The sequence below is a fragment of the Streptomyces sp. NPDC006458 genome (assembly GCF_040612135.1).
Classification (GTDB): Bacteria; Actinomycetota; Actinomycetes; order Streptomycetales; family Streptomycetaceae; genus Streptomyces.
The window spans coordinates 139,823-165,623 of sequence record NZ_JBEXPR010000003.1; the positions used below are offsets into that span (position 1 = coordinate 139,823).

Consider the following 25,801-nt stretch of genomic DNA (forward strand, 5'->3'; position numbering starts at 1 on the left):
CCGGCTCTGCCGGACCCGCCGCGGGGCCGCCCGGCTACCGGTTGCCGACCGAGGCGGTCGCCGCCAACCGAGGGCGGTGGATCCTGTCAGTCCGGCTGGACTGCCTTGTCCCAGTTCTCACGGACAACCTTCAGGGCCTTCGTCAGCTGCTGCTCCGAAGGGAAGCTGATGCTGCCCTCGACAGTGGGCAGCCGGGCGGCCAGGGCCTTGTCGAGGGTGCCGTCCTTGGCCATGGCGTCCATCAGTACCGGGCGGGCGTAGTCGACCAGCCGCAGGTTCTGGCCGTCCCGGCTGAAGAGGTACTCCTCCCACAGGCGGGCCGCGGCCGGGTGCGGTGCGTCCTTGTTGATCGCCTGCGCGTAGTACTGGGTGAAGCTGCCGTCGAAGGGGATGGAGACTTTCCAGTCCACGCCCGTGCCGCGGAGCTGTTGGAGGTGGGAAAGGTTGAGGTAGTCCCACTCGATACTGATCGGAGTCTCGCCCCTGGCGATCGCGGCCGGCCTGGGGTTGCTGCGGTTGTAGTTGCCGGCCTTGTTCAGCCGGGCGAAGAAGTCGATGCCGGGTCGTATGTCGTCGAACGACCCGCCGTTGGCGATCGCCGCGGCGTACACGCCGGCAAAGGCCACCCCGGCGATGGTGGGGTCGCCGTTGAGCGCGACCTGGCCCCTGTACTCCGGTTTGAGCAGATCGGCGAAGGACTCCGGGCAGGTTTTGACCCGACTGGCGTCGCAGCCGATGGCGACGTATCCGCCGTAGTTGTTGTACCAGCGGGCCTGTGAGTCCTTCTGGTAGTCCGGGATCTGGTCGAAAGCGGCGACCCTGTACGGGGCGAGGAGTCCGTCGCGGGCCCCGGACGGGGCGAAGGCGTTACCGAGCTGGAGCACGTCGGGGGCGCGCTCCTTGCCTTTGTACCGCTTGACGTCGTCGAGCTCGTCCTGGCTGTGGGCATACGGCCTGTAGACGACGACGTCGATCCCGTACTTCTTCTCGAACCCCGCGAAGAGGGCGTCGTAGTTGGCCCAGTGGGGCAGGAGGGCGGTGGCATTGAGCCGGCCCTCCTTCTTCGCCTCCTTGATCAGGGCGCCCATGCCGCCCACGTCCGAGGCGGAGACCGCCGCCGACGGCGTCACCATCTGGGCGGGACGCGTCGCGCCGCAGCCACTGAGCACCAAGGCCACGACGCCCAGAAGAGCGACCACGCCGACACGGGATGCGGCCGGAGTGCCACCGGGACGAGGCGACTGGTCGCGGCTGTACGAGGTCCTACGGCGGTGCCGCTCTGCAGTGACACCGTCGACGTGGCGCGGAGGCCGCCGGTCAGTGTGCGTGCGACACCGTCGCCCCGGCCATGGGCGCATCGACATAAGGAAATAGTAGATCTTCTGCAAGTATTCAGAGGATAAGTGACATACAGGGCTTCCGTGGGGTCGGGCGAGGGTAACGCCGGGCCGCGTCGGGACAGGGGCCGGAAACGCCCGGTCTCCGTCGAGCCACTCGGCGCCACAACCACGGCATGAGCGCTCCACAGCCACACCCGGGCCCCCGGGTCTCCCGATCGTACGAAGGACCGGAATCAACCCGCCGACACAGTAAGGAGCGTTTCGGTCGACGGATGAGCGGGGCGGTTGGCGACCTTGGGCGCCGAGAGTCGGCGGAAGCGTTCATGGGGTTCTCTCACGCCGACTGTGTCGCCACCCCCTGAAGGGGCCGAATACTCCTCTGACCTGCGGCGCGCTCGTCACTGAGCGTTCGGCGAGAGCACTCGGGCTTCGCTGTGAGAGATCAGCTCGGCGGCGGGGTCCGGGGTGCTGTGCCGAGTGAACGCCCACAGCATGAGCCCGAGGCAGCTGAACGCGGCACCCAGTGCGCATACGGCGCCCCAGCCGGCCACCGTGTGCCGACAAGCGCTGGGCTCATGGCGAGGTCGTGCCCCATGGTCACCAGGAGCGGCTGGGAGAAGTACAAGTTGGCCACCGCGGCCCCGCAGGCGACGGCGAACAGTATGAAGACGCCACGGGATGGGACGGGCACGGCATCTTCCCCGCTTCGGGCCTCGGTCCGTCGTGTCACGGTCTCACCGTCGCCGGAGTCGGACGCCCCGGCCGTCGAATCGCCCCATGCCGCGGCGGGCATCCCGACCGGGATGTCGTCGTCATGTGCCGTCGGAGCCGCGTGCCCCGGCCGCCAGGTACTCCGCGGCCAGGGCGTCGGCCATGTCCGCGACCGAGTACCGGGCCTCCACCGTCCGGCGGGCGGGCACGCGAGGCTGACGCGACGCTCCTCCGGCAGGGAGGCCGGCCTGTGCAGGCCGGGACTCACTGGCGGCCTCGCGGGGGTGCCGACGCAGGACCTCGGGGCGATGTTCCTGCTCAGCGGCCTCGACCACATCCGCATCCTGGACCGGCCCGCCAACGGGCAGCTTGCTCGACATCCGGCCGTGCATGCCGAAGCACGCGATGAGCAGCCCCATGACGAAGCCGAACATGACGTTGGTCATGCCCAAGTCCCCTTCGCAGGACCCGAGTCCGCGTCCCGAGCGCCGCCGTCCCCCGGTGATCCGGTAACCACAGTTGCAGCGGGGTATCGCCCCGCGCGCCACCGGAGAACGCCGACGCGCCTGCCGGACCGGTTCCCGCCGACACGCCCTCAGCGGCGACGGGCAGACGGCTACCCGTCGTGCGCCCTGCCCGGCGGGGTAGCCGTCGAGGCACCGACCAGATGGTGTCGTCCATCCATCCATCCGGCCTCGCCGTCGACCGGCCATCGGTCTACGGCGGCCGCCGCGCCCATGGACCCGACGGCCTTTCATGTCGCCCCTCCCCCGCCCTGTCACGTGTGCCCCGCCTCGCGGACGCCGCGCTCAGCCGTCGGAGCGGGCCCGTTCGCGGGCCGGTGCCATCGCCCAGCGGATGCCCGCGGTCATCGCGGCTCCGAGCGGGCGTACGCACAGTTCCTCGGCCACCGGTATCCGGGGCAGCCGCAGTTCGCGGCAGGCCCAGGTGGGCAGGAGCGAGACGGCGTTGGCCGCCAGGACCGCGTACATCGGGCGGGCGAGCCAGGGAACCGGCGGCCGCAGCAGCAGGAAGCGCGCCGCGTCGCGCGCCGCGGGTGTCGCCCGCAGCTCACCCCGGTAGGCGGCCAGCCGTCGCGCGAGGCCGGCCCGGTCCGTCGGGGGGTCGGGAACGCCGAGCTCCGTGGCGATACGGGCCATGTCGGCCACGTAGCCGTCGCAGCCCGCGGCGTCGAGCGGCTGGGCGCCGTAGCGCTGGTGGGCCCGCAGGAAGCAGTCGGTCTCGGCGACGTGCACCCAGCCCAGCAGGTGCGGGTCGGCCGCCCTGTATGCCTGCCCCTCGGCCGTCCTGCCGCGGACCTGGTCGTGCACGGCACGCACCCGCTCGCATGCCTGGCGCGCGCTGTCGGCGGGACCATAGGTGGTGACGGCGAGGAAGGTACTGGTGCGTTGCAGCCGTCCCCAGGGGTCGCCGCGGAAGCCCGAGTGGGCGGCGACCGCGGCCATGGCGAGCGGATGCAGCGACTGCAGCAGCAGCGCGGCCAGTCCGCCGGTGAACATCGCGGCGTCCCCGTGCACCCGGCGGACGGGCCGGTCGGGGCCGAACCATCGAGGTCCGGGCGCGCCGTGGATGTGGGCCCGGTTCGCCGGGCCCTCGGGCCCCGCCACCCGGGAGAAGATCGCCTCTCCGACCCGCTCGCGCACGGGGCCGAGGTCCGTCGGCAGTCTCATGCGGTGGCCTCCTTCCCCGCGCCTCGGCGGCGGCTTCCTGCCGTACGCGTACCCATGCGCACGGCCCCTGTGCGGGACGCCTCGCGGCAGGGCCGGGCAGCCCCGGCTCAACGGCCGGCCCATCGTGCGAGCCCCCGCAGCAGGGGGCCGCGGCCCCGGTCGGGCACGGTCCACAGTGTCTGCCCGCGCACTCCCCACCGTTCCAGGAGAGCGTTGGCGGCGAGGAAGCCGGTGGTCGCGGCCCGCTCCATCAGCGCCACGGGCTGGTCAGTGCGCACCACGTCACCGGCGAGCACCAGGGCGGGGTCGCCGGTACGCACGGTGGGCCGGTCCGCGTAGCCGCCCACCGGGAACAGCGGGCAGTCCTCGCGCCACTCGTGGCGCACGTCGGCGACCGTCGCCGAACGCGTTTCAGGGTAGACGCGGTGCAACTGGTCGACGAGGTGCTTCTCCTCGACGTCGCGGGGCGTGCCGGGCGACACGGCGTAGGCGTGGAGTTCGACGACGGCGCCTCCGGTGCGCGCGGCCCACCGGGCCGCCTCGTCCTCCCAGCGGTTCAGCACGCTGATGTTGTCCAGGGAGCCGAATCCGCTCGTGCCGAGGAAGCCCGGCCGGTCCGGGGCGACGGGCCGGTCCAGCCACAGCCGGGTCACGAGGAAGGGCGGAGCGGTACGCAGACGTGCGACACGTTCGCGCCACCGCGGATCGCCCAGCCGGTCCGAGCGGGCGGCCAGGGACCGCAGCCCGGCGGCGTCCAGGGCGAGGACCACACCGTCGTACCAGCGCTCGTCGCCGTCGGTGGCGATCTCGTAGCCGCCGCCCCGCGCGGGCACGACCTGCTGGACGGGCGAGTCGGTGCGCACCTCGGCGTCGTGGCGCCGCAGGTAGCCGGCGAGGGGATTCCACAGGGCCGTGGGGTAGGGGGCGTTCGGCACGTCGAACAGCAGGCCCTCGGCGGAGCCGAGGAAGTAGATGTGGAACATCAGCGCCATCTCGGCCGCCGACAGCTGCCGGGGGTCGGCGAAGAAGCTGCGGGAGAAGACCTCGAACGCCAGGTGCCGGGCCCGCTCGGGGAAGCGGACCGCGTCGAGGAAGTCGTGCGCGCTGGTGGCGTCGAGCCGGGCGTACACGTCGGGCACGCGGACGTCGAGCAGCGGCAGGGCTGCCACGGGGTCCATGGCGCGCAGGTCGCGCAGCCGGAAGGAGCGGCTGAGCGCGACGAAGCCGAGGGCGCTCCACGGCGGGGTGCGCGGCACGTGCCGGAAGCTGTCGCGCAGGCCACTGCCGTGCAGCAGCGGATAGTCGGGCAGGGCCGTCAGCCGGGTGAGCGCGGGGTCGGTCCGGCGCAGCAGTCCCCGCAGGTTGTAGTACTGGCGGAAGAAGGCGTGGAAGCCGCGGCTCATGGTCGCCGTGCTGCCGTCGCCGAGCCGGGTCGGCCAGCCGCCGGCCCGGCCGCCGAGATAGGACTGCCGCTCGTACAGGGTGACGGTCACGCCGCGCTCGGCCAGTGCCGTGGCCGCCGCGAGTCCGGCGATCCCGCCGCCGATCACGGCGACCCTGGGCCGGCCGTGGGCGCGCCGGGCTCCCGGCGGGGCCGGCAGTACGCGGGCGCGCCGGTCCCGGCCACGCCGGCTGGCTTGCGGGCGCGGTGCGGGGCCGGTCATCGACCGGCCTCCGGCCGCCGGGCCACGAACGTGTGGGTGATGCCCGTCTGCCAGCCCGGCAGCGGCAGGGCTCGGACGCGGTCGAAGCCCGCCGCGCGGACCCGGTCGGCGAACTGTCCGGCGGTGTCGAAGTCGACGACGCTGCGCCACAGGTGCCGGTACAGCGGCCCGTCGCCGAGGGCGGTCGCCGCGGGCTCCACGATGCCGCGGCACACCAGGGTCCACACCAGCCGGTCCACGCGCCGTCCGCCGAGGGTGTACTCGTGCACGGCGAGCCGTCCGCCCGGCCGCAGTACCTCGTGGACCGCGGCCAGAACGGCGTCGGGGTCGGAGACGTTGCGGAAGAGGTACGCGGCGAAGACCGCGTCGAACGGTCCGCGCACCCCGGCCTCGGCCAGTCGCTCGGCCGGGGCGTGCACCAGGGTCACCGTGTTCGCCCAGGGCTTGGCCGCGGCCCGGGCGAGCATGCCGGCGGAGGCGTCCACGGCCGTGATGCGGGCGTCGGGCAGCAGGGAGCGCAGGGCGGCGGTCGAGGCGCCGGTGCCGCAGCCCAGGTCGAGCACGCGCGGCCCCTCTCCGCTGCCGGGCAGACCGAGGCGCCGTACCGAGCGGCGCAGATGGGCGTGGTATCCGGGGTTGGCTGCGACCAGGGCGTCGTAACTGCGGGAGGCGTGGTCGAAGGCGGCGGCGAGGTCCTCGTCGCGCAGCAGGGTCATGCGGGCTCCAGGGGCTGGTGGGGCGGGTCAGTCGTAGGGGCGGCGGGGCAGGCCGGGCAGTTCGATCGCGGTGCGCAGCATCGGGCCGACGGGGGTGCGCAGACCGATCGCGAGGTCCTCGTAGAGGGCGGTGCGTCCGTCGAGGAAGCGCAGCAGCCTGCGCATGGACACGCTGGAGAACAGCCGGCAGAACAGCGCGGGCCCGTCGATCCGGCCGCTGTCCAGGGCGCGCAGCAGCACGGCGTCCATGGCGCGGGAGCGCGCGGAGTGGGCGGCGGGCGGTACCGGCCTGCGTCCGAGCCGCAGGGCGGCGGCGACGCCCTGGGTCTGGCGTTGCAGTCCGGCGAAGGTGTAGCCGGTGGAGGGGCGGGTCGCGCCGCCCGCGGCACCGATCCGGAAGACGGAGGTCCCGATGCGCGGCGACAGCGGGGCGTCCGTCATCGGGATGACTCCGGTCTCGGTCGCGATGATCTCGGTGTCGCCGAGCCGCAGCACGTCGTCGGCGTAGTGCCGCACCGCGGCTTCGTAGCCGGCGGTCGTCAGCGGGCGTGGGGAGAACTCCGTGTACTCCACGAGGGCCTCGTGCGCGCCGGTGGGCAGGACGTAGCCGAAGGACAGGCCCTGGGCGGGCTGGGGCGTGCGGAAGTCCATCAGCTCGGCGGTGGCACGGTCGAAGACCGGACGCTCGGTGCGGACGAACCAGCCGTGGAAGTGCTGGAGCAGGGTGGTGCGGGCGGCCGGGAGGCCGGCGAGGGGCCGGGAGTCGAACACCCAGCGGGCTGCGAGCACGCGGGTGCGGCCGCCGGGTTCCGTGAGCAGGACCCGGGCCCCGCCCTCGATCTCCTCCAGCGCTTCGACGGTCGCCTCCAGCCGACGCACGTTCGGGCTGTGCGCCAGGTCGCGTGCGACCAGGACCTCGAAGTCGTCGGAGCGGATCATCTTGTACCGCAGGGGTGAGATGTCGTCCTCGACGGGGGCGCCCGTGGGGGGCCGCACGCGCAGCCGTCGCCAGTCGGCCCGCACCGCGAGGTCGAAGCGGCCGCGGCCGTGTTCCCAGAAGCACCAGGTGCGCGGCGGCGGACGCAGCGGGCCGGGCGGCGCGTCCACGAGGACCACGGAGGGCGTCCGCGTTCCCGGGACGTGTCCGCTCAGCCGGTGCGCCAGGGAAAGCCCCGCGGCTCCCGCTCCCAGGACCGCCACGTCCGTTTCGAACACATCGGCTTCCTTCCAGTCGGGTGCACCTTCCTGTACCGCACCTTCCTGTACTACCCGGCCGGGGGTCCCGGCGGATGCGCCCGGTCTTCCGCGTCCTCTCCCGCGCGCTCCCCGCGTCCTCCCCGCGTCCTCCCCGCGCGCTCCCCCGCACCCTCTGCCGCGCGGAAAGCCGCCGCACCGCCCGCGGAGCACCGCATCCGTATGCGGTGTCCCGGTCGAAGCACCATCCGAAGGAGCGATGCACACCGGGCACCGCATCCGTATGCGATGTCCCGGTCGAAGCACCATCCGAAGGAGCGATGCACACCGGGCACCGCATCCGTATGCGATGTCCCGGTCGAATCACCTTCCGAAGGAGCGATGCACACCGCCACGGAAGGAACCGGTATGCGCCCCACTCAGGCGAAGGACCGCCCAGCGGAAGCGCCGCCGCCCGTCCCCCGCCTGGCCCACCCGTCGCCCGCTCCCCGGCGGGGCCGATCGGGTCAGACAGTCACGGACGCGCCGTACGACGGAGGGGGCGGCGAGGCCCTCGCCCCGTCGCCGGCGTCCGTGGACGTGCGCCTCGTCGACGCTGACGTGCCCGCCGCCGTCGGCCGCGTCCTGGAGGAGGTCCTCGCCGACCGCCTGGCCCGTGCCGAGAAGGTGGACGCGCTGTTCGCACGCGACCTCGCCGGACAGGTCGACCGCTTCACCCGCGAGGGCGGCAAGCGCGTCCGCGCGCAACTGGTCTGGTGGTCCCTGCGCGCGTGCGGCGGCGACGGACGGTCCGCCACCGCCGCGTTGCGGATCGGGGCGGCACTCGAACTGCTGCAGACCTGCGCCCTGGTGCACGACGACGTCATGGACGGATCGACGCTGCGGCGCGGCCGCCCGGCCCTGCACACCGACGTGCGCGCCCGGTACACCGGTGCGGCGCCGGCCGGGCGTGTCGAACGCTTCGGGGAGGCGGCCGCGATCCTCGCCGGGGACCTGGCGCTGGCCTGGGCGGACGACACGGTGGCGGAGACCGTGCTCGGCCCGTGGACGGCGACCGTGGTGCGGCGCATGTGGAGCGACATGCGCACCGAGATGGTGGCCGGGCAGTACCTGGATGTACAGGGTCAGATCACGGGGGCGTACTCCCTGCCGCGCGCCCTGCGCGCCGCCTGTCTCAAGAGCGCGCTCTACTCCGTCGAACGGCCGCTCGCGCTGGGCGCCGCCCTGGCGGGCGCGGACGCCACCGTGACGCGGGGTCTGTGCTCCGCGGGGCGCGGTGTGGGCATGGCGTTCCAGCTGCGGGACGACCTGGACGACGTCTTCGGCGATCCCCGGCGGACGGGGAAGGCGTGCGGCGGGGACATCAGGGAAGGCAAGCCCACCTGTCTGGTCGCCCTGGCCATGGCCCGCGCGCGGACCACCGGCGACCGTCGCGCGCTGGCGGTGCTGGAGGGGGCACTGGGCGACGGCGGCCTGACGCCGGCGGGTCTGGACGAGGTGCGCGAGGTCCTGGTCGCGACCGGTGCGCGGGCGGCGGTGGAGACCAAGATCGACCGGCTGGCGGCGCAGGGGCTGCGGCATTTCGACTCCGTCCGGCTCGACCCGGAGGCGAAGGGCCCGCTGCGCCGGCTGCTGGCCGCCGCGGCCGGCCGGCCGACGCCCGAGGTCGTGGACGGCGGCCCGGCCACGCGCCCGCGCCCGGCCCGCGCCCCCGCGACGGTCTGTTCCGGCAGACCGGGGGCCCGCCGATGACCCGCACCGTGCCCGGCCGCACCGACCACGTCGTGATCGTGGGAGCGGGCCTCGCCGGACTGTCGGCCGCGCTGCATCTGCTCGGCGCGGGACGCCGGGTCACCGTCGTCGAGCGTGAGGCGCTGCCCGGCGGACGTGCCGGGCGCCTGGAGACGGGCGGCTACCGCATCGACACCGGACCCACCGTGCTGACGATGCCCGGCCTCGCCGACGAGGCCTTCGCGGCCGTGGGCGACAGCCTCTATCGGCGGCTGGAGCTGCTCCCGCTGCACCCGGCGTACCGGGCCTGCTTCGCGGACGGCGGCACGCTCGACGTGCACACCGACGGCGACGTGATGGCCGCGGAGGTGGAGCGTTTCGCCGGAACCGCTGAGGCGGCCGGCTACCTTCGGCTGCGGGAGTGGCTGACGAAGCTGTACCGGACCCAGATGAACCACTTCATCGACGCCAACTTCGACTCGCCCCTGGACCTGCTGACCGAGGACCTCGCCCGGCTGGCGGCGCTCGGTGGCTTCGGCCGCCTGGACCGGCGCATCGGGCGGTTCCTGAAGGACGAGCGGCTGCGGCGCGTCTTCTCCTTCCAGGCCCTGTACGCGGGCGTCCCGCCGGCGCGTGCGCTGGCGGCCTACGCCGTCATCGCCTACATGGACACGATCGCCGGCGTCCACTTCCCCAGAGGCGGCATGCACGCCCTGCCCCAGGCCATGGCGGACGCCGCCGCCGACGCGGGCGCGCAGCTGCGGTTCGGGGAGGACGTGGCCCGGCTGGAACGTACCGGCGAGCGGATCACCGCCGTGGTCACCGCCCGGGACCGCATCCCCTGCGACGCCGTCGTCCTCACGCCCGACCTGCCCGTCACCTACCGGCTGCTCGGCCGTGGTCCCCGCCGGCCGGTGCGGTTGCGGCACGCGCCGTCCGCGGTCGTGCTGCACGCGGGCACGAACCGCACCTGGCCACAGCTCGCCCACCACACCCTGTCCTTCGGCGCGGCCTGGGACCGGACCTTCGACGAACTCACCCGCGAAGGACGGCTGATGAGCGATCCCTCCCTCCTGATCACCCGGCCCACGGCCACCGACCCCGCGCTCGCCCCGCCCGGCCGTCACCTGCACTACATCCTCGCGCCCTGCCCCAACACAGACATCGGTCCCGGCGTCGCCGCCTGGGCCGACCTCGCCCCGCGCTACCGCACGGCGCTGCTGCGCGAGCTGGAACGGCGCGGACTCGACGGCCTGGAGGCGGCCATCGAGGAGGAGTGTCTGGTGACCCCGGCCGACTGGCACGCTCTGGGACACGCGGCGGGCACCCCGTTCTCGGCGGCCCACACCTTCCTCCAGACGGGCCCGTTCCGCCCCCGCAACCTGGTCCGCGGTACGCCCAACGCGGTGCTCGCCGGCTGCGGCACCACACCGGGGGTGGGCGTGCCGACCTCTCTGGTGTCGGGGAAGCTGGCCGCGGCCCGGATCACCGGCGGGACACGGCGTCCGCGTACCCGGGTCTTCGCCCCTTCGTCCGCTGAGGAGGCCTCCGCATGAGTGAGCGCGAACTGGACGCCGCGGGGATCACCGACCCGGCCCTGCGGGCGGCGTACCGCCGCTGCCGTGCCCTCAACGCGGCGCACGGCAAGACGTACTTCCTGGCCACCCGGCTGCTGCCGGCCGACCGCAGGCCCGCCGTGCACGCCCTGTACGGGTTCGCCAGGTGGGCCGACGACATCGTCGACACCTTCGACCCCGGCATGGACGCGGGCCGGCGCGTCGCCGCGCTGACGGCACTCGGGCACCGGCTGGAGCGGGGCCTGCGGGAGGGGCGCAGCGACGAGCCGGTGGTGCTGGCCGTCGCCGACACCGCGCGGCGCTACGCCATCGACCACGCGCACTTCCGCGACTTCATGACCGCGATGAGCGCCGACCTGGTGGTGACCGACTACCCGACCTACGCCGACCTGCGCGGCTACATGCACGGCTCGGCGGCGGTGATCGGCCTGCAGATGCTGCCGGTACTGGGCACGGTGGTGCCGCGCGAGCAGGCCGCGCCGCACGCCGCCGCGCTGGGTGTGGCCTTCCAGCTGACCAACTTCCTGCGGGACGTGGGCGAGGACCTGGACCGCGGCCGGGTGTATCTGCCGGCCGATCTGCTCGCCGGGCACGGCGTCGACCGGGAACTGCTGCGGTGGAGCCGGGACACCGGCCGCGACGACCGCCGGATCACCGCCGCGCTGCGCGAGTTCGAGGCGCTGACCCGCGGCGTCTACCGCGAGGCTGAGCCCGGCCTCGGCATGCTCGACCCGATCTCCCGGCCCTGCATCCGCACCGCGTACGTGCTGTACGGCGCGATCCTGGACGCCGTCGCCCGGGACGGCTACGCGGTACTGCACCGCCGCGCGGTCGTTTCGCGCCGGGAGCGCGCGGCGGTCGCGGCCGAGGGGCTCGCGCGGGTGGTGGCCGCACGGTTGCGCGGACAGGCCCGTTCCCGGGTCCCCTCGGTCGCGGAACCCGGCCGAGCCGTCTCCAAGGAGGTCGCGTGAACCCCGTACCGCCCCGTCGTGGGCGTCTGCCCCTCGCGCTGCGCCGCGCCGCCGTCCCGTGGGAGCGTCAGCGGCCCACGTGGCGCGAGGCCAAACCGGCGGTGATCGCCCGCGCGCTGAAGCGGGCACAGGCCCGGCCGTCGGGAAACTGGTACGTCGTGGGCGCCTCCGGTGCCCTGCGCCGCGACCGTCCCCTGGCGCTGACCGTCGCGGGGCGGGAAGTGGTGGTCTGGCGGGGCGCCGACGGGGAGCTGCGCGCCGGTCCGGGGGTCTGCCCGCATCTCGGGGCACCGCTGCGGGACAGCCCGGTGCGCTGCGGCACGCTGGTGTGCCACTGGCACGGACTGGCCCTGGACGGTGGGCCGTTCGCGGGCTGGGACCCGTTGCCGGCGCATGACGACGGCGTGCTCCTGTGGGTGCGGCTCGACGAGGCCGGCGGGGAGGAACCCCTGGATTCACCGGTCGTACCGGTCCGCCCCGCCGTCACGGACGCGCTGACGGCCGTGTACTCGGGCAGCGGGGTCTGCGAGCCGGAGGACGTCGTGGCCAATCGGCTCGATCCCTGGCACGGCGCCTGGTACCACCCCTACTCCTTCGTCGACCTCACGGTCGTCGGCTCCCCCGGCGACTCGGACGACGCCTTCACCGTCGACGTCTCCTTCAAGGTGGCGGGGCGGCTGGTGGTGCCGGTCCGGGCGGTGTTCACCGCTCCCGAACCGCGGACGGTCGTCATGCGGATCACCGAGGGGGAGGGCGTGGGTTCCGTCGTGGAGACCCATGCCACCCCGCTCGGACCGGATGAGCGGGGCCGACCGCGCACGGCGGTCGTCGAGGCCGTGGTGGCCGCCTCCGACCGCCGGGGCTTCGGGCTCGCCCGCAGGGCGGCGCCGCTGCTGCGCCCGGTGGTGCGCACCGCGGCGGGCCGGCTGTGGCGGGACGACCTGGCCTACGCCGAGCGCCGCTGGCTGCTGCGCTCGACGGGCCGGTTTCCCGGATGACGGCCCGTCACCGGCGCCTCGGCGCCTCAGGCCGTCAGGCGGTACGGCCCGAGGTGCCGGACCAGCGCGATCATCCGCAGGGGCCGACGATCAGCGCATCGGGCAGGACTCCCCGGGCCGCGACGGCGACGGCCGCGGCCGCTCACGGATCCTGTGCCGGAGCCGGGGCCTTCTCCACGCGGATCCCGTCGGCGTTCCGAGGCCGGCGCGTCGTCGCCTGTCTTCGACAAGGCGGCGATCGTCGCGAGCTGATCCGGGGTGTCGAGCTCGCGGTCGAGCGTACGCAACAGCACCGCGTGGGCGGGCGGACCGCCGGCCCGCTCGGGGGAGGCTGATGGGTTCGGCCGCATACCTCAAGCCTGATGTTACTCAATAGTTGAGATAGTTTATCGTCGAGAGACTTTTACTCAGCGGTGCCGTTGCGGTCTGGTGGCCGAGCCTGCTCGGACGCGCGGGCGCCCGCGAACACGCCGCGCTCGCGGCAGCCGAATCGAGCCGTGCCCACGAACCGCGCCCTGCCCACGAACCGAGCCGTGCCGACGAGGCCGAGCACTCCGCGGGCTGAGAGGAGCTCGAACACCGCCGGGCCGCGGTACGCCGTGCGTCGGCGCTGTGGGCACGCAGGGGCTGTCCGCTCCCCCGCGGAGGGCAACCCCTGCGTGCCCGTATCGCCCGTCGGCTGTCTGCCGGACTTCCTGTACCAGCCGACGGCCCGGGCGCCGTCACGGCGGTGATCGTGGAGTGCGCGGACCGCCTTCGGCACCTGTCGGCGGCCTCGGCGACCCAGTGCGTCAGGCTGCCGTCTCGCTTCAGGCTGCCTTCTCCGGCCGGACGATCACCACAGGGCAGCGCGCGTGCTGCGCGAGATGCTGGCTGACGGAACCCAGCAGAGCGCGGGCGAATCCACCACGCCCTCTGCTGCCCACCACCAGGACCTCGGCCCCCTCAGCCGCCCTGAGCAGCACGTCCACGGGATTGCCACGCACCACGAGCGCGCGCACCGACGCGGCTGACTCGTCACCGAGCACGTCCCGCAGTTCCTGGGCCAACGCCTGACGGGCGATGTCCTCGTCGACGTCGACGTCGACCGCGGGAGCCGACCATGTGTGCGCCCCGGGCAGATCCCAGGCGGCCACCGCGTCCACGGTGGCGCCGGCCAGTCCGGCGTAGCGGACCGCCCATCGCAGGGCGGTGCCCGAGGACGGCGAACCGTCGACACCCACCACGACCCGGGGCCCCACAGCAGCCTCGCCCATCAGTCCCACCTCTCCCGTGCCCGAGCTCTTCTCCCACGCTGCTCGATTCACGGCGCTGCCGCATCCCGGCGACATGCCGCTTGGACGCACGCCCGTCGTCGAGCGACCCTGGGAGGGACGGGGCGCCGCTGCGTCCGGGGCCCGCTCGGCCACGAAAGAAGAGTGATGCAATGCCCAAAGCATCGTGGACGACCACGGGGGTGTTCACCGGCCGCGGAGGCGTCCGGACCGACGAGGTCGGCATCGTCACGGGCGACCTGACCGTGCACACGGCATGGAACGGCGAGCAGGCGGAGGTGCACGTCCGGCACAGCGGCACATCCCAGTGGTTCACCTTCAGCGGAAGCCCGGTGCCCTGCTCCTCCGCGGAGGCCAGCCGCGAACTGCACCAGGCGGCCGTGGAGGCCGTACGGGCCGGCGGGGGCGCCCAAGTGCCGCGGCGCCCCCGATGGGAACCCGCCTGAGCAATCGAAGCCCGCCGACTGCTCCATGCGGGGCGACGCGGATGCCGCGGACCGCGACGGAGCCGGGCAGTCCGCGACGATTCGACTCCGTCGATGCGGGGCCGGCCGGCCGCACGCGAAGGACCGCGGCCCACCGTCACACGGTGATCCTGCGGCCGGTGATCGCCTGCGGCTCGAGTCGCACCCACAGATCGCGTCCGTCTCCCGTCCAAGGGCGGCTGTACGCGCTGTCTGTGAGGCGGTCCGCCTCACCCGGGTCGGTCACCGTGCGTGCCCGCCCGCGGACGAGCACGCTCCAGCCGCGGCTGAACGCGTCGTCGATACGGTCGACCTCGAAGGCCACCAGATGGTCCGCGGCCAGCGAGGGCGTCGTGCCGGGGGCCGTCCGGAAGACGATCGCGCCCTCGACGACGCTGTAGTTGACCGGTACCACGACAGGTCCCGAGTCGGTGGGCACCGCGATCCGCCCGACGCCGTGCCCACCGATGAGCGACCTGCATTCCTCCTCGCTGAGCCCGGTGAACTCGGGTGCCTGGGCTGCCTGTTCCGGGCCGGGCGGCAGGTCGGCGGTGCCGCCGGTGAGCGCTGAGACCGTGGTCTCCAGTGCCGCGGCCACGCCGAGGAGCGCGCCCCTGCTCGGCGTGGCGTCGGGATGCTCCTCAAGGTGCCTGAGGTAACTGGGGGCCATGTCCGCGCGGTCGGCCGTCTGCTGTCGTGTCAGGCCGAGTTCCGCGCGCCGGGCGGCGAGGCGCCGGCCCAGGTCGCCCTGCGGCGTCTCCACCACGGGGCCGTCGTGATCACGAGGTCCTTCGGTCATGGTCGTCACGTCCTTTCGTCGCGCCGCGCCCACGGCGGCGCACCCCGCGCGTACGACCGCAGCCGTGTGTCGGTGACGGCCGGGTTCTCGACCGCCGCCCGGACGGCCTGCCCGGCGGCATGGCACACATGGCTTTCATGCCGCTCCTCGCGCGGTCGCTGTGCGGCGCGACCGAGCCGGAGACCCCAGTGGCCGGGAGACCCCAGTGGCCGGGAGGGCCCCGGGCGCGCCTCAATGCCGGTACCGCCCCGCGACTCCAGCCTCACCCATCTGGACGGCGGGCGCTTGGGCCGGTCGGGCCCCTCTTCTCCGGTCAACGGGAAAGGGACCTTTCGCGAGGGACGGGCCGCCTGCCCGGCCGGGCTGCCGGCACCGTTCGGTGGTCGGGCGCGCTGACACCGGCCGTCGTGATCGTGGTTCACGCTACCGGTCGGCGGCCGGCGGCGGATCGGAATCGGAACCCGTCCACGGTCCGCCGGGTCGCGCCCAGGGCCGTTCGGCCCACGGGAGGGGACGGACAGCATCTGCCGGGTCCCGCGGGACTGCTCGAAGCTGGAGGTGCGTCGCGGCCGAAGCGTCGGTCCGACGTGCCGGTCCGAGCCCCGAGCCGAGGAGTGCCGCGTCATGGTCCCATACGTGTACGACTTCCGCGAGGGCCGTCGGGAGATGGCGGACCTGCTGGGCGGCAAGGGCGCGAACCTGGCCGAGATGACCCGGCTGGGCCTGCCGGTCCCGCCCGGCTTCACCGTCAGCACCGACGCCTGCCGGGCCTATCTGGCCACCGGCACCGAGCCACCGGGGCTGGCGGCGGAGGTCTCCCGGCATCTGGCGGCTGTCGAGGCGGCGGCGGGTCGGCGGCTGGGGCAGCGTGACGACCCGCTGCTGCTGTCCGTCCGCTCCGGGGCGCGGTTCTCGATGCCCGGGATGATGGAGACGGTGCTGGACATCGGCCTGGACGACGACTCCGTCCTGGGGCTGGCCAAGGCTTCGGGCAGCGACCGTTTCGCCTGGGACTCGTACCGCAGGCTCGTCCAGATGTTCGGCTCCACGGTCATGGGTGTCGACCCGGCCCTCTTCGCGCGCGCCCTGGCCCTCCTCAAGGAGGAACGCGAGGCACCCGACGACACCCACCTGGACGCGAACGACCTGGCCCGGCTCGTGGAGACCTTCAAAGGGATCGTCCTCGACGAGACCGGGGAGGAGTTCCCGCAGTCCCCCACCGACCAGCTGCGTCGGGCGATCCTCGCGGTCTTCCGCTCGTGGAACGGCGAGCGGGCCCGGCTGTACCGGCGGCGCGAGCACATCGGGGACGACCTCGGCACCGCCGTGACCGTGCAGCGCATGGTGTTCGGCAACCTCGGCCCCGACTCCGGCAGCGGGGTCGCCTTCACCCGCGATCCGGCCACCGGCCGGCCCGGCCTGTACGGCGACTACCTGCCCGACGCGCAGGGCGAGGACGTCGTCGCCGGCATCCGCAACGCCATGCCGCTGAGCGAGCTGGAGCAGCTCGACCCGCGCTCGTACGCGCGACTGCGCGGCCACATGGAAACGCTGGAGCGGCACTACCGGGATCTGTGCGACATCGAGTTCACGATCGAGCGCGGCACGCTGTGGATGCTCCAGACCCGGGTCGGCAAGCGCACCGCCGAAGCCGCCTTCACCCTCGCCGCCCAGCTGACCGACGAGGGGCTCATCACCGCCGACGAGGCCCTGGCACGGGTCGACGGCGACGGGCTGGCCCGGCTGATGTTCCCGGCGTTCGACACGTCCGCCGTCGGCGAGCCGCTCGCCCAAGGCGTCCCCGCCTCCCCCGGTGCCGCCGTCGGCGCGGCCGTCTTCGACTCCGCCGAGGCGGTACGACGTGCCGCCGCCGGCGAGAGGGTCGTCCTGGTCCGCCAGGAGACCACCCCCGACGACCTGCCGGGCATGATCGCCGCACAGGCCGTGCTCACCAGCCGCGGCGGCAAGACCAGCCACGCGGCCGTGGTGGCCCGGGGCATGGGCAAGGTCTGCGTCTGCGGCGCCGACGGCCTCGCCGTGGACACCGGGGCCCGGCACTTCACCACCCGGACCGGAGCCGTCGTCGAGGAGGGCACCGTCCTCTCCGTGGACGGCTCCTCCGGTGCCGTGTACCCGGGGGCCGTGCCGCTGGCCGACTCGGCGGTGATGCGGTTCCTGGAGACCTCACAGCGGTCGGCGGGTGTGGTCACCGCGGTGGCCCGCGCCCTCGAACACGCCGACACCCTGAGGCGGTTGGAGGTGCGGGCCAACGCCGACACCCCCGAGGACGCGGCCCGCGCCCGCCGGTTCGGCGCCCAGGGCATCGGACTGTGCCGCACCGAGCACATGTTCCTCGGCGAACGCCGCAAGCTGGTCGAGCGGATGATCCTGGCCCGCGACGACGCCGGGCGCGAACAGGCACTGGCGGCGCTCCTGCCCCTCCAGCGGCAGGACTTCACCGACATCCTGGAGGCGATGGACGGCCTGCCCGTCACCATCCGCCTGCTGGACCCGCCGCTGCACGAGTTCCTGCCCGACCGCACCGAACTCGCCGTACACATCGCGGCCACCGAGGCACGCGGCGAGCAACCCGACCCGCACGAGCGGGAGTTGCTCGACGCCGTCAGCCGGATGCACGAGGACAATCCGATGCTCGGGCTGCGCGGTGTGCGCCTCGGCCTGGTCATCCCGGGCCTGGTGGCGATGCAGGTACGGGCCGTCGCCGAGGCCGTCGTGGCCCGCACGCGGGCCGGGGGCACACCGCGCGCAGAGATCATGGTGCCGCTGGTCGGTGCCGTCGAGGAACTGCGCATCGAACGCGCGGAGGTCGAACGGGCCCTGGCCGAGGTGTCCGACGAGTCCGGCGTGCCCGTCCGCTGCCCGGTCGGCACGATGATCGAGCTGCCCCGGGCCGCGCTCACCGCCGGCCGCATCGCCGAGGAGGCGGAGTTCTTCTCCTTCGGCACCAACGACCTCACCCAGACCACCTGGGGCTTCTCCCGCGACGACGTCGAGGCGGCCTTCTTCTCCGCCTACCTCGACAAGGGCGTCTTCCCCGTCTCCCCGTTCGAGACCCTCGACCGCGACGGCGTGGGACGGCTCGTCCGGATCGCCGTCACCGAGGGCCGCGCCGCCCGCCCCGGCCTGAAGATCGGCGTCTGCGGCGAACACGGCGGCGACCCCGACTCCGTGCACTTCTTCCACACGGCCGGCCTGGACTACGTGTCCTGCTCGCCCTTCCGGGTACCGGTGGCGCGGCTGGAGGCGGGCCGGGCGGCGCTGCCCGGGACAGAGGGCAGCGACAGCAGGTGAGAAGCACCCACCTCTCACGGAACGACGACAGCGAGGAGCACGGCACATGACCGATACGGACCTCAGCGCACAGGACGCACTCGCCGCCCTCCGGATACACACGGACGGTGACGTGGGCGACGAGGAACTCACCTACATCCGGGCCAAGGTCGGCGCGGCCCTCGCCCGGCCCGGGCTGTCGTCCGTCAGCGGCCGGGTCACCGTGACCAGGGACGCCGCACACCACGTCCGGCTGCCGTGGGCGGCCGGAGCCGAGATCCGTCTGGGCGGCCACCTCATCGTCGTCCACGCCCGGGAAGCCGACGCGCACGCGCTCGCGGACCGGATCGAGGACCGGCTGCGTGCCCGGGTCGAGCGGGCGGCTCACCGGGCGGAGCAGATCCGCAGGTCTGCCGCTCCACCGCCGTGGCGCGGCGGAGCGGGGCAGGCGGGTCCCCCGCCCACCGAGGGCCCTTCGCCCACCGAGGACCTCTCACCCACCGAGGGCCCTTCGCCCGCCGCGTAACCACCGCGTGAGGCTTACCGGGCCGCACTCCGGGCCCATCGGCCCTTGGACGCGGCCAGGACCCCGAAGGACAGTGGAGGCAGGAGCGGCACCGGTCCCCCGCGGTGTCGCTCCGCCGCGCAGACCTGACAGCCCGACATCCGGCAGTCCGTGACATCACGCAGACACTGGTACGGCCCCCCTGGCCCACGGCTACGGCCCACCGGTCCGGCCGCGCCGCCGCATCGAGCTCGGCGGCGCCGAGGCGCTGCGACTGCTGGGCAGCGTGACCCTCGGTCGCGTGCCGGCCCTTGCGCGCCCCCCAGGCCGATCGACAGGGGGAGACCGCCATGTCGGCTCCCGAGGGCCGGGACGGCGCCGTCCGCATGATCAGCCTCGCGGGTTTCCGCCACCTGGCGTCCTTCCGCCGACGGGAGCCACTGCCGGCGCTCCGCTGCCCGGCTGCCCGGCTGTCCGGCTGTCCGGCAGGCCACAGATCCTCCGCGGCTCCAGGCCGTCGGACCAGGACCGTTCGGCCCGTGCGTCGGACGGCCCGTCGCAGATGAGGGCCGAGCGGCCCGCTCCGCGAGGCCGTCAGGCATCTGCCGCGGCCTCGGAGCTGCTCCGACGCTGGAGCCGTGCGGCAGGGGCAGTGGGAGGACCATTCCACGACGGCACCGAACGGCGGGCGGTACGTCCTGATTCGCGGGACATTCGGCCCCTGCCTCCGGTACGCGTCCGGAGGCAGCCTGGAGGAAGTAGGCAGGCCGACGTCCAGGATCCCCCCGGGGATCGGCGAACAGCTCGCCGCGACCGCCGGGAACCCGCGGTCCCGCCGCCCGGTGGGCGAATCCGCACAGCGCGGGGAAGGGAGTGAGCGTGATGCCTCACATCGTCGGCGAGGTGATGACCCGCGAGGTCGTCGAAGCCCGCCGGGAGACATCGGCCGGGAACGTGGCGCAGTTGCTGTACCGGAACCGGATCAGCGGACTGCCCGTGGTGGACGGCGACGACAAGGTCGTGGGAGTGATCTCCGAGACCGATCTGATCCGCTCCCAGTCGGCCCGGGCCGACCAGGGCCGGGCACGACGGCTGCGGATTCCCCCGCTGCGCCGCTCCGCCCGGCGCGGGGCCGCGCTCGCTCGCGCCACCACGGCGGAGGACCTGATGTCGACGCCCGCGATCACCGTCCATCCCGAGCAGCGCGTCGCCGACGCAGCGCGCATGATGGAACGCCACGGTGTCGAGCGCCTTCCGGTCGTGGACGAGGAGGACCGGCTGATCGGCATCGCCACGCGCCGTGACCTGCTGCGCGTCTTCCTGCGCACGGACGAGGAGGTCAGCCGGGAGATCCTCGACGGAGTGGTGAGCCGCACCATGGGCCTGCCGCCCCACACCGTGTTCGTCTCGGTCCGCGACGGCATGGTTACCCTGGAAGGACACCTGGAACGCCGCAGCGACATCCCGCTCCTGCTCCGGCTCGCCTACCGGGTGGACGGAGTGGTCGGGGTGATCAACAGCCTCACGTTCCGCGTCGATGACGCCCGGCCGTCGGACAAGCCCTCCGCCTCCGGGAACGATCCCGCATAGCCCCATGGCGGACGGGCCGTACGGTCCAACGGCGGCAAGGCCCCTCGGCCCCGGAGGACCAACGGGGCCTGCGCGAGGGAGCCTTCGACGGGCGACGCTACCGGCGGGGAGCGGCAACGGTCCCCCGCGGTGCACCCGCACCGCCGACCTCGCGGTTTCAGCTCTCTGCGACGGAGGCACGCCACATGACCCGCCACGACCGAACCGCTACCGCCGGCTCCGCTCGGGCACCGACGGACACCGCCATCGCCGTGGACGGGCTCGTGGCGAACGGGCTCAAGGGGCTCGCCGACTACGAGGCTCTCGACCAGGAACAGGTCGACCACATCGTGAAGAAGGCCTCGGTCGCCGCGCTCGACCGGCACACGGCGCCGGCACGCCTGGCCGTGGAGGAGACGGGACGTGGCGTCTTCGAGGACAAGGCCGTCAGGAACATGTTCCCGTGCGAGCACGTCACGCACGGCATGAGCACCCTGAAGACCGTCGGGGTCATGCCCGCGACGACATCGAGGACATGGTCGAGATCGCCGAGCCGGTGGGCGTGGTGTGCGCGATCACCCCCACGTCGTTCCAGGTCCTCGGCGTGGACGAACGCACCTTCCCCGGCTCCCTGCCCCAGCAGGCCCTCAATGCCTACGAGGACCAGTGCGCCCCCGCCGACCCGCGGATGCCCATGCTCGACGACATGCGGGAACTCATGCGCAAGGCCTACTACGGCCGCCGATGACACGGACCGAACGGCGGACGGACGGACAACGGACGGACGGACAAAGGAGTTGATCGACATGACTACCTTCACGCACACACCTGACCGCCCGGTCCGGGTGGACGCGGTGCTGGACGCGCCGCTGTCCCGATGGCTGTGGCTGGTGAAGTGGATCCTCGTCATCCCCCACTTCGTGGTGCTGTTCTTCCTCTGGATCGCCTTCACCGTCGTCAGCGTGATCGCGTTCTTCGCCATCCTGTTCACCGAGCGCTACCCACGCCCCCTGTTCGACTTCAACCTGGGCGTGCTGAGATGGTCCTGGCGGGTGTCCTACTACTCGTACGGCGCCCTCGGCACGGACCGCTATCCGCCCTTCAGCCTGGGCGCGGAACCCGGCTACCCGGCCCGACTGGACATCGCCTATCCCGACCGCCTCTCCCGCGGCCTGGTGCTGGTGAAGTGGTGGCTGCTGGCCATCCCGCAGTACATCGTCGTCGGCTTCTTCCTCGGCGGCTGGCACCTCGGCTGGTGGAACGGCGGCCTGGTGGCCGTGCTGACGCTGATCGCGGCCGTGATCATGGCCTTCACCGAGAAGTATCCCCGGGACCTGTTCGACCTCATCCTCGGCCTCAACCGATGGGTTCTGCGCGTGGCGGCCTACGCGGCCCTGATGACGGACGTCTACCCACCGTTCCGTCTCGACATGGGCGGCACGGAACCGGACCGCCATGACCCGGTGGGCGAGTACAGGTAGCCCAGCTGTCGTAGCGGGCACCGCAGCCGTCACGGCCGACACCCGGGGCACCGGTTGCCCGGGCGTCCCGCCAGGGCCACGGTGGAGAGAGCCTGCCGAGTCAGCCAGGGAGTGGATGAGCATGCGAGCTCTCGTCTTCCACGGTCCCGGGCAGATCTCCTGGGACACGGTCGCGGATCCGGAGATCGAGGAGCCGGCCGACGCCGTCGTACGCGTAGAGGCCACCACCGTCTGCGGCACCGATCTGCACATCCTGCACGGAGACCTGACCGAGGTGAAACCAGGAACGGTCCTCGGCCACGAGGCGGTCGGTGAGGTGGTGGCCATCGGCCGCGAGGTCCACTCCGTCGCTCCGGGCGATGAGGTGATCGTCTCGTCCGTCTCGGCCTGCGGCCGCTGTCAGTTCTGCCGGGACAGCATGTTCGGACAGTGCCGGGGCGGCGGAGGCTGGATCCTCGGGAACCTGATCAACGGAACCCAGGCGGAGTTCGTGCGGGTTCCTTTCGCCGACCATTCCACGCGGCGGCGGCCCGACTCCGTGGCACTCGGGGACTCCGTCCTGCTCGCCGAGGTGCTCCCCACCGCCTACGAGGTCGGGGTGCGCAACGGACACGTGGGGCCGGGAGACGTCGTGGTGGTCGTGGGCGCCGGTCCTGTCGGACTCGCCGCGGTCGTCCTCGCCCGGATCTACTCACCTCGCCGGATCATCGCGGTGGACTTGTCGTCGCCCCGGCTGGATGCCGCCCGCCGACTGGGTGCCGACTCCGCCGAAGTGCCCGGACGGCTGATCGCCGATCTGGCCGACGGGTCCGGCGCCGATGTGGTCATCGAGGCAGCCGGAACTCCGGAGAGCTTCGCCCTGTGCACACGAGTCGTACGTCCCGGTGGTCACATCGCCAGCATCGGCACGCCCGGCAAGCCGGCCACCCTGCATCTTGAGACCCTGTGGCGCAAGAACCTGACCATCAGCACCGGCCAGGTGGACACCTCCTCCACACCATGGCTGATGGAGCTGGTGAGGTACGGACGCCTGCCCGTTTCCGGGCTGATCACCCACACCTTCGGCTTCGACCGGACCGTCGACGCCTACGAGATGTTCACCGAGGGCCCCGCCACCGGCGCCCTCAAGGTCCTGCTGCAGCGCGAGTGAGCCCGCCCCCACGCCCCGGATCACCACGTCGGCCGTCGGCGTCCACGACAGCGCCGACGACCGTCCCGTCGGGCGGCCGGACATCGCCAAGGGCGCGGCCCCCGCGGAACATCGAGGTGAACGACATGGACGTCCTCGTGGGCTATGCGACCGCGCACGGCTCGACGCGCGAGATCGCCGAGCGGCTGGCCGCCATGCTGGGCAGGGCGGGCCTGACGGCCGAGGCCAGGGCCATGGAAGCGGTGGACGACGCCGACGCGTACGGCGCGTTCGTCCTGGGCAGTGCCGTCCACCGGCAGACCTGGCTGGCTCCGGCCAGGGACTTCGTACGTGACAACCTCGACGTGCTGCGCCCCCGACCGGTGTGGATCTTCAGCGTCGGCATGCCGGGCGCGCTCCGCGGACCGTGGAGGCGTATGGCGGACAACGAGATCCCGGTGATCGTCGAGAGCCTGCCCGGCGGCCAGTCGTACCGGGACCACCGGCTGTTCTCCGGTGTCGTCGCACGAGCCCAGCTGTCCCTGACCGGCCGTGTCCTGTTCCGTCTGATGGGCGGCCGGTTCGGCGACTACCGCGACTGGGAGGTCATCGACGCCTGGGCATCCGTGATCGCCGCCGAACTGGCTCACGGTTGACAGCCGGAGGCGGACCCGCGCGGGTGGGGGTGAAGGTGGGGGCGCGGTCCGGGACAGCGGGATGACGAAGGAACGTTCAGCAGGCGCGCGTCTACCGCGTGAGGGAAATTTTGTGGACGGTGGTGTCGTCGGGGTTCAGCCGCCGCCCGTCCGCAGACAGCACTTCCAGCGGGCGGAGTCGCTGTCCCTGCCGACGGTCGACCAACTGTGAGTGGGGTTCGCCGGGGGCGAAGAAGTTCTGTTCGCCCCACTGCCGCAGTGCCACGATGACGGGGAAGAGCGTCTTGCCCTTCGGAGTCAGTACGTACTCGCGGTAGGCGCTGCCGTCCGAGGCGGGGACGGATTCGAGGACACCGCCGGCGACCAGAGTGCGCAGTCGCGTGGCGAGGATGTTCTTCGCCACGCCGAGGCTGCGCTGGAACTCCCCGAAACGCCGGCTTCCGTCGAAGGCGTCCCGCACGATCAGCAGGGACCACCAGTCGCCGATCGCGTCCACCGACCGGGCGACGGGACATTCGCTGTCGTCGAAGCGCGTTCTGGTCACCATGGCGTTCCTCTCTCACGACGGTTGCAACATGCTACCAAAATGGTTACCGTCGCCACCGGTAGCAAGATGAAACCAGATATGCGGAGGGGTGCCGATGCCCGGCAAAGGCGAGGCTGTGACACGACGGACCAAGGCCCGAAGCGGGGAAGGTTCCGCGTTCGTCCTGTCCCGTGGTGTCGTCGTACTGTTCGCCGTCGCCTGCGGGGCCGCGGTGGCCAACGTCTACTTCTCCCAGCCGCTCCTGGTGACCATGGGCCAGGACCTCGCCATGAGCCCGGCGCTTGTGGGCAGCGTGGTCACCCTCACGCAGGTCGGCTACGGGCTGGGACTCTTCTTCCTCGCGCCGCTGGGCGACGTGGCCGACCGCAGACGGCTCATCGTTGTCCAGCTGCTGCTCCTCGTGGTGGCCCTGGCCGTGGTAACCGCCGCCCACACGGCAGCGATCCTGCTCGCGGGCATGGCCGCGGTGGGACTTCTCGCGGTCGTCACGCAAACTCTGGTGGTCTTCGCTGCGTCGCTGGCCCCTCCAGCCGAGCGCGGACGGGTCGTCGGTCTGGTCACCGGCGGTGTGGTCATCGGGATCCTGCTCGCCCGCACCGCATCCGGCCTCCTGGCCGATCTCGCGGGCTGGCGCTCCGTCTACCTCGCCTCGGCATCGCTCACCGCTCTGCTCGCCCTGGTCCTGTACCGAGTGCTGCCGCGCCACAGTCTCGCCGAGCCGACACCCCTGCGCTACGGAGAGCTCCTCCGCTCCACGATCACTCTGTTCGCACGGGGACGGCTGCTGAGGCTCCGGGCCCTGTTCGGTCTGCTGGTCTTCGCCGCCTTCAGCACCTTGTGGAGCAGCATCGCGCTGCCCCTCAGCGAGGCCCCGTACTTCCTGTCCCACAGCGCGATCGGGGCACTGGGACTGATCGGTGTCGCCGGCGCCCTGGCCGCGACGGTGGCGGGCCGTCTGAACGACCGCGGACTCTCCCGGCGGACGACCGGCATCGCCCTGGCGCTGCTCGCCGCCTCGTGGCTGCCCTTGTCCTTCACCCGCAGCTCGCTCTGGGCTCTGGTCGTCGGGGTGATCCTGCTCGACCTTGCCGTCCAGGCGGTCCATGTCACCAACCAGACCTTGATCTACGCGCTGCACCCGGAGGCGGGCAGCCGACTGATCGGCGGATACATGGTCTTCTACTCGATCGGCAGCGCCACCGGCGCCCTCGCCGCGACCTTCCTCTACACGCTGGTCGGCTGGGGCGCCGTGTGCGCACTGGGTGCCGCGTTCAGCTGCGTCGGGCTCGCACTGTGGGGCGTTACTCGACACAGCACTCCGGACCCCGCCGCCGAGGCCGCCTCTCGCGGTGATGACCGGCGCCCCACCAGTCGTCGTCGCGGTTGCCGCCGCTCAGCGACACCGCGAGCGGGATGCCCCGGCCGTCGGTGATGATGTGGTGCAACCTGTCTCGTCCCAGGCCGCCAGGCGGCTCCGGCTTCGGCTCGGGCTC

The 25,801-nt window shown here is 72.9% G+C and carries 21 protein-coding genes and 2 pseudogenes; 13 read left to right on the plus strand and 10 right to left on the minus strand.

Annotated features, from left to right (window positions below):
* Positions 1-86: 86 nt before the first annotated feature.
* From ABZZ79_RS05915 to ABZZ79_RS05945, 7 genes and pseudogenes are all read right to left on the minus strand, one after another.
* Positions 87-1,133 (minus strand): extracellular solute-binding protein, encoded by a 1,047-nt coding sequence (locus ABZZ79_RS05915; RefSeq protein WP_356687239.1) that lies wholly within the window; start codon positions 1,131-1,133, stop codon positions 87-89.
* Positions 1,134-1,896: 763 nt separating this feature from the next.
* Positions 1,897-2,133, minus strand: a pseudogene (locus ABZZ79_RS05920) (hypothetical protein); the annotation flags it as partial.
* A 19-nt stretch (positions 2,134-2,152) separates the two neighbouring features.
* On the minus strand, positions 2,153-2,497 hold the full coding sequence (locus tag ABZZ79_RS05925) for a hypothetical protein (RefSeq protein WP_356686904.1): 345 nt from the start codon (positions 2,495-2,497) through the stop codon (positions 2,153-2,155).
* 363 nt (positions 2,498-2,860) lie between these two features.
* Positions 2,861-3,742, minus strand: a complete 882-nt coding sequence (locus ABZZ79_RS05930; RefSeq protein ID WP_356686906.1) for an oxygenase MpaB family protein — start codon at positions 3,740-3,742, stop codon at positions 2,861-2,863.
* Positions 3,743-3,849: 107 nt separating this feature from the next.
* Positions 3,850-5,406 (minus strand): FAD-dependent oxidoreductase, encoded by a 1,557-nt coding sequence (locus ABZZ79_RS05935; protein WP_356686908.1) that lies wholly within the window; start codon positions 5,404-5,406, stop codon positions 3,850-3,852.
* Positions 5,403-6,122, minus strand: a complete 720-nt coding sequence (locus tag ABZZ79_RS05940; protein ID WP_356686910.1) for a methyltransferase domain-containing protein — start codon at positions 6,120-6,122, stop codon at positions 5,403-5,405. The genes ABZZ79_RS05935 and ABZZ79_RS05940 overlap by 4 nt, the downstream gene beginning before the upstream one ends.
* Before the next feature lie 27 nt (positions 6,123-6,149).
* Positions 6,150-7,337 (minus strand): lycopene cyclase family protein, encoded by a 1,188-nt coding sequence (locus ABZZ79_RS05945; RefSeq protein WP_356686912.1) that lies wholly within the window; start codon positions 7,335-7,337, stop codon positions 6,150-6,152.
* A gap of 387 nt (positions 7,338-7,724) precedes the next feature.
* Between ABZZ79_RS05945 and ABZZ79_RS05950 the strand changes: the two genes are divergently transcribed.
* Genes ABZZ79_RS05950 through ABZZ79_RS05965 form a run of 4 tightly spaced genes read left to right on the plus strand, consistent with a single transcriptional unit; the run spans position 7,725 to position 12,593 of the window.
* Positions 7,725-9,068: a polyprenyl synthetase family protein gene (locus tag ABZZ79_RS05950; protein ID WP_356686914.1), complete on the plus strand. Its 1,344-nt coding sequence runs from the start codon at positions 7,725-7,727 to the stop codon at positions 9,066-9,068.
* A complete protein-coding gene (crtI, locus tag ABZZ79_RS05955) occupies positions 9,065-10,603 on the plus strand; it encodes a phytoene desaturase family protein (RefSeq protein WP_356686916.1) in 1,539 nt (512 codons plus the stop codon). The genes ABZZ79_RS05950 and crtI overlap by 4 nt, the downstream gene beginning before the upstream one ends.
* Positions 10,600-11,595, plus strand: a complete 996-nt coding sequence (locus tag ABZZ79_RS05960) for a phytoene/squalene synthase family protein (RefSeq protein ID WP_356686918.1) — start codon at positions 10,600-10,602, stop codon at positions 11,593-11,595. The genes crtI and ABZZ79_RS05960 overlap by 4 nt, the downstream gene beginning before the upstream one ends.
* Positions 11,592-12,593 carry a DUF5914 domain-containing protein gene (locus tag ABZZ79_RS05965; protein WP_356686920.1) on the plus strand — a complete coding sequence of 334 codons (1,002 nt, stop codon included), beginning with the start codon at positions 11,592-11,594 and terminating at the stop codon, positions 12,591-12,593. Before ABZZ79_RS05960 ends, ABZZ79_RS05965 begins: the two co-directional genes overlap by 4 nt.
* Positions 12,594-13,402: 809 nt before the next feature.
* Here the strand turns inward: ABZZ79_RS05965 and ABZZ79_RS05970 are convergent.
* Complete coding sequence (locus tag ABZZ79_RS05970) at positions 13,403-13,849, minus strand: universal stress protein (RefSeq protein ID WP_356686922.1); 447 nt, start codon at positions 13,847-13,849, stop codon at positions 13,403-13,405.
* 170 nt (positions 13,850-14,019) lie between these two features.
* Here ABZZ79_RS05970 and ABZZ79_RS05975 point away from each other — a divergent pair, with 170 nt between their 5' ends.
* Positions 14,020-14,313, plus strand: coding sequence for a hypothetical protein (locus tag ABZZ79_RS05975; RefSeq protein WP_356686924.1), 294 nt, complete (start codon positions 14,020-14,022; stop codon positions 14,311-14,313).
* A gap of 136 nt (positions 14,314-14,449) precedes the next feature.
* Here the strand turns inward: ABZZ79_RS05975 and ABZZ79_RS05980 are convergent, their stop codons facing one another.
* Positions 14,450-15,130: a pyridoxamine 5'-phosphate oxidase family protein gene (locus ABZZ79_RS05980; RefSeq protein ID WP_356686926.1), complete on the minus strand. Its 681-nt coding sequence runs from the start codon at positions 15,128-15,130 to the stop codon at positions 14,450-14,452.
* 624 nt (positions 15,131-15,754) lie between these two features.
* Here ABZZ79_RS05980 and ppdK point away from each other — a divergent pair.
* The 7 genes and pseudogenes from ppdK (at position 15,755) to ABZZ79_RS06015 (ending at position 23,761) form a co-directional block, all read left to right on the plus strand.
* The gene (gene ppdK / locus ABZZ79_RS05985; protein ID WP_356686928.1) at positions 15,755-18,442 is read left to right on the plus strand and encodes a pyruvate, phosphate dikinase; all 2,688 of its coding nucleotides are present in this window, start codon (positions 15,755-15,757) and stop codon (positions 18,440-18,442) included.
* 46 nt (positions 18,443-18,488) lie between these two features.
* Positions 18,489-18,947, plus strand: coding sequence for a hypothetical protein (locus ABZZ79_RS05990; RefSeq protein ID WP_356686930.1), 459 nt, complete (start codon positions 18,489-18,491; stop codon positions 18,945-18,947).
* Positions 18,948-19,808: 861 nt separating this feature from the next.
* A complete protein-coding gene (locus tag ABZZ79_RS05995; RefSeq protein ID WP_356686932.1) occupies positions 19,809-20,516 on the plus strand; it encodes a CBS domain-containing protein in 708 nt (235 codons plus the stop codon).
* 185 nt (positions 20,517-20,701) lie between these two features.
* Positions 20,702-21,078: pseudogene (locus ABZZ79_RS06000) on the plus strand (bifunctional acetaldehyde-CoA/alcohol dehydrogenase); the annotation flags it as partial.
* Positions 21,079-21,301: 223 nt separating this feature from the next.
* The gene (locus ABZZ79_RS06005; protein ID WP_356686934.1) at positions 21,302-21,976 is read left to right on the plus strand and encodes a DUF4389 domain-containing protein; all 675 of its coding nucleotides are present in this window, start codon (positions 21,302-21,304) and stop codon (positions 21,974-21,976) included.
* A 121-nt stretch (positions 21,977-22,097) separates the two neighbouring features.
* Positions 22,098-23,126: an alcohol dehydrogenase catalytic domain-containing protein gene (locus ABZZ79_RS06010; RefSeq protein ID WP_356687241.1), complete on the plus strand. Its 1,029-nt coding sequence runs from the start codon at positions 22,098-22,100 to the stop codon at positions 23,124-23,126.
* Positions 23,127-23,251: 125 nt separating this feature from the next.
* A complete protein-coding gene (locus ABZZ79_RS06015; protein ID WP_356686936.1) occupies positions 23,252-23,761 on the plus strand; it encodes a flavodoxin domain-containing protein in 510 nt (169 codons plus the stop codon).
* Between the two features lie 91 nt (positions 23,762-23,852).
* On the opposite strand, the gene ABZZ79_RS06020 is transcribed toward ABZZ79_RS06015, so the two are convergent.
* Positions 23,853-24,308 (minus strand): helix-turn-helix domain-containing protein, encoded by a 456-nt coding sequence (locus tag ABZZ79_RS06020; RefSeq protein ID WP_356686938.1) that lies wholly within the window; start codon positions 24,306-24,308, stop codon positions 23,853-23,855.
* A 94-nt stretch (positions 24,309-24,402) separates the two neighbouring features.
* Here ABZZ79_RS06020 and ABZZ79_RS06025 point away from each other — a divergent pair, with 94 nt between their 5' ends.
* The gene (locus tag ABZZ79_RS06025; RefSeq protein WP_356686940.1) at positions 24,403-25,740 is read left to right on the plus strand and encodes an MFS transporter; all 1,338 of its coding nucleotides are present in this window, start codon (positions 24,403-24,405) and stop codon (positions 25,738-25,740) included.
* The last annotated feature ends 61 nt before the right edge of the window (positions 25,741-25,801 follow it).

Excerpts from the sequence above, each read along its gene's own strand:
- ABZZ79_RS05935 (WP_356686908.1), bottom strand. The coding sequence starts at position 5,406 with ATGACCGGCCCCGCACCGCGCCCGCAAGCCAGCCGGCGTGGCCGGGAC.
- ABZZ79_RS05975 (WP_356686924.1), top strand. The coding sequence starts at position 14,020 with ATGCCCAAAGCATCGTGGACGACCACGGGGGTGTTCACCGGCCGCGGA.
- ABZZ79_RS05960 (WP_356686918.1), top strand. The coding sequence starts at position 10,600 with ATGAGTGAGCGCGAACTGGACGCCGCGGGGATCACCGACCCGGCCCTG.
- ABZZ79_RS06025 (WP_356686940.1), top strand. The coding sequence starts at position 24,403 with ATGCCCGGCAAAGGCGAGGCTGTGACACGACGGACCAAGGCCCGAAGC.
- ABZZ79_RS05990 (WP_356686930.1), top strand. The coding sequence starts at position 18,489 with ATGACCGATACGGACCTCAGCGCACAGGACGCACTCGCCGCCCTCCGG.
- ABZZ79_RS05925 (WP_356686904.1), bottom strand. The coding sequence starts at position 2,497 with ATGACCAACGTCATGTTCGGCTTCGTCATGGGGCTGCTCATCGCGTGC.
- ABZZ79_RS06010 (WP_356687241.1), top strand. The coding sequence starts at position 22,098 with ATGCGAGCTCTCGTCTTCCACGGTCCCGGGCAGATCTCCTGGGACACG.
- crtI (WP_356686916.1), top strand. The coding sequence starts at position 9,065 with ATGACCCGCACCGTGCCCGGCCGCACCGACCACGTCGTGATCGTGGGA.
- ABZZ79_RS05950 (WP_356686914.1), top strand. The coding sequence starts at position 7,725 with ATGCGCCCCACTCAGGCGAAGGACCGCCCAGCGGAAGCGCCGCCGCCC.
- ABZZ79_RS05930 (WP_356686906.1), bottom strand. The coding sequence starts at position 3,742 with ATGAGACTGCCGACGGACCTCGGCCCCGTGCGCGAGCGGGTCGGAGAG.
- ABZZ79_RS05970 (WP_356686922.1), bottom strand. The coding sequence starts at position 13,849 with ATGGGCGAGGCTGCTGTGGGGCCCCGGGTCGTGGTGGGTGTCGACGGT.
- ABZZ79_RS05995 (WP_356686932.1), top strand. The coding sequence starts at position 19,809 with ATGCCTCACATCGTCGGCGAGGTGATGACCCGCGAGGTCGTCGAAGCC.
- ABZZ79_RS06020 (WP_356686938.1), bottom strand. The coding sequence starts at position 24,308 with ATGGTGACCAGAACGCGCTTCGACGACAGCGAATGTCCCGTCGCCCGG.
- ABZZ79_RS06005 (WP_356686934.1), top strand. The coding sequence starts at position 21,302 with ATGACTACCTTCACGCACACACCTGACCGCCCGGTCCGGGTGGACGCG.
- ABZZ79_RS05940 (WP_356686910.1), bottom strand. The coding sequence starts at position 6,122 with ATGACCCTGCTGCGCGACGAGGACCTCGCCGCCGCCTTCGACCACGCC.
- ABZZ79_RS05915 (WP_356687239.1), bottom strand. The coding sequence starts at position 1,133 with ATGGTGACGCCGTCGGCGGCGGTCTCCGCCTCGGACGTGGGCGGCATG.
- ppdK (WP_356686928.1), top strand. The coding sequence starts at position 15,755 with ATGGTCCCATACGTGTACGACTTCCGCGAGGGCCGTCGGGAGATGGCG.
- ABZZ79_RS06015 (WP_356686936.1), top strand. The coding sequence starts at position 23,252 with ATGGACGTCCTCGTGGGCTATGCGACCGCGCACGGCTCGACGCGCGAG.
- ABZZ79_RS05980 (WP_356686926.1), bottom strand. The coding sequence starts at position 15,130 with ATGACCGAAGGACCTCGTGATCACGACGGCCCCGTGGTGGAGACGCCG.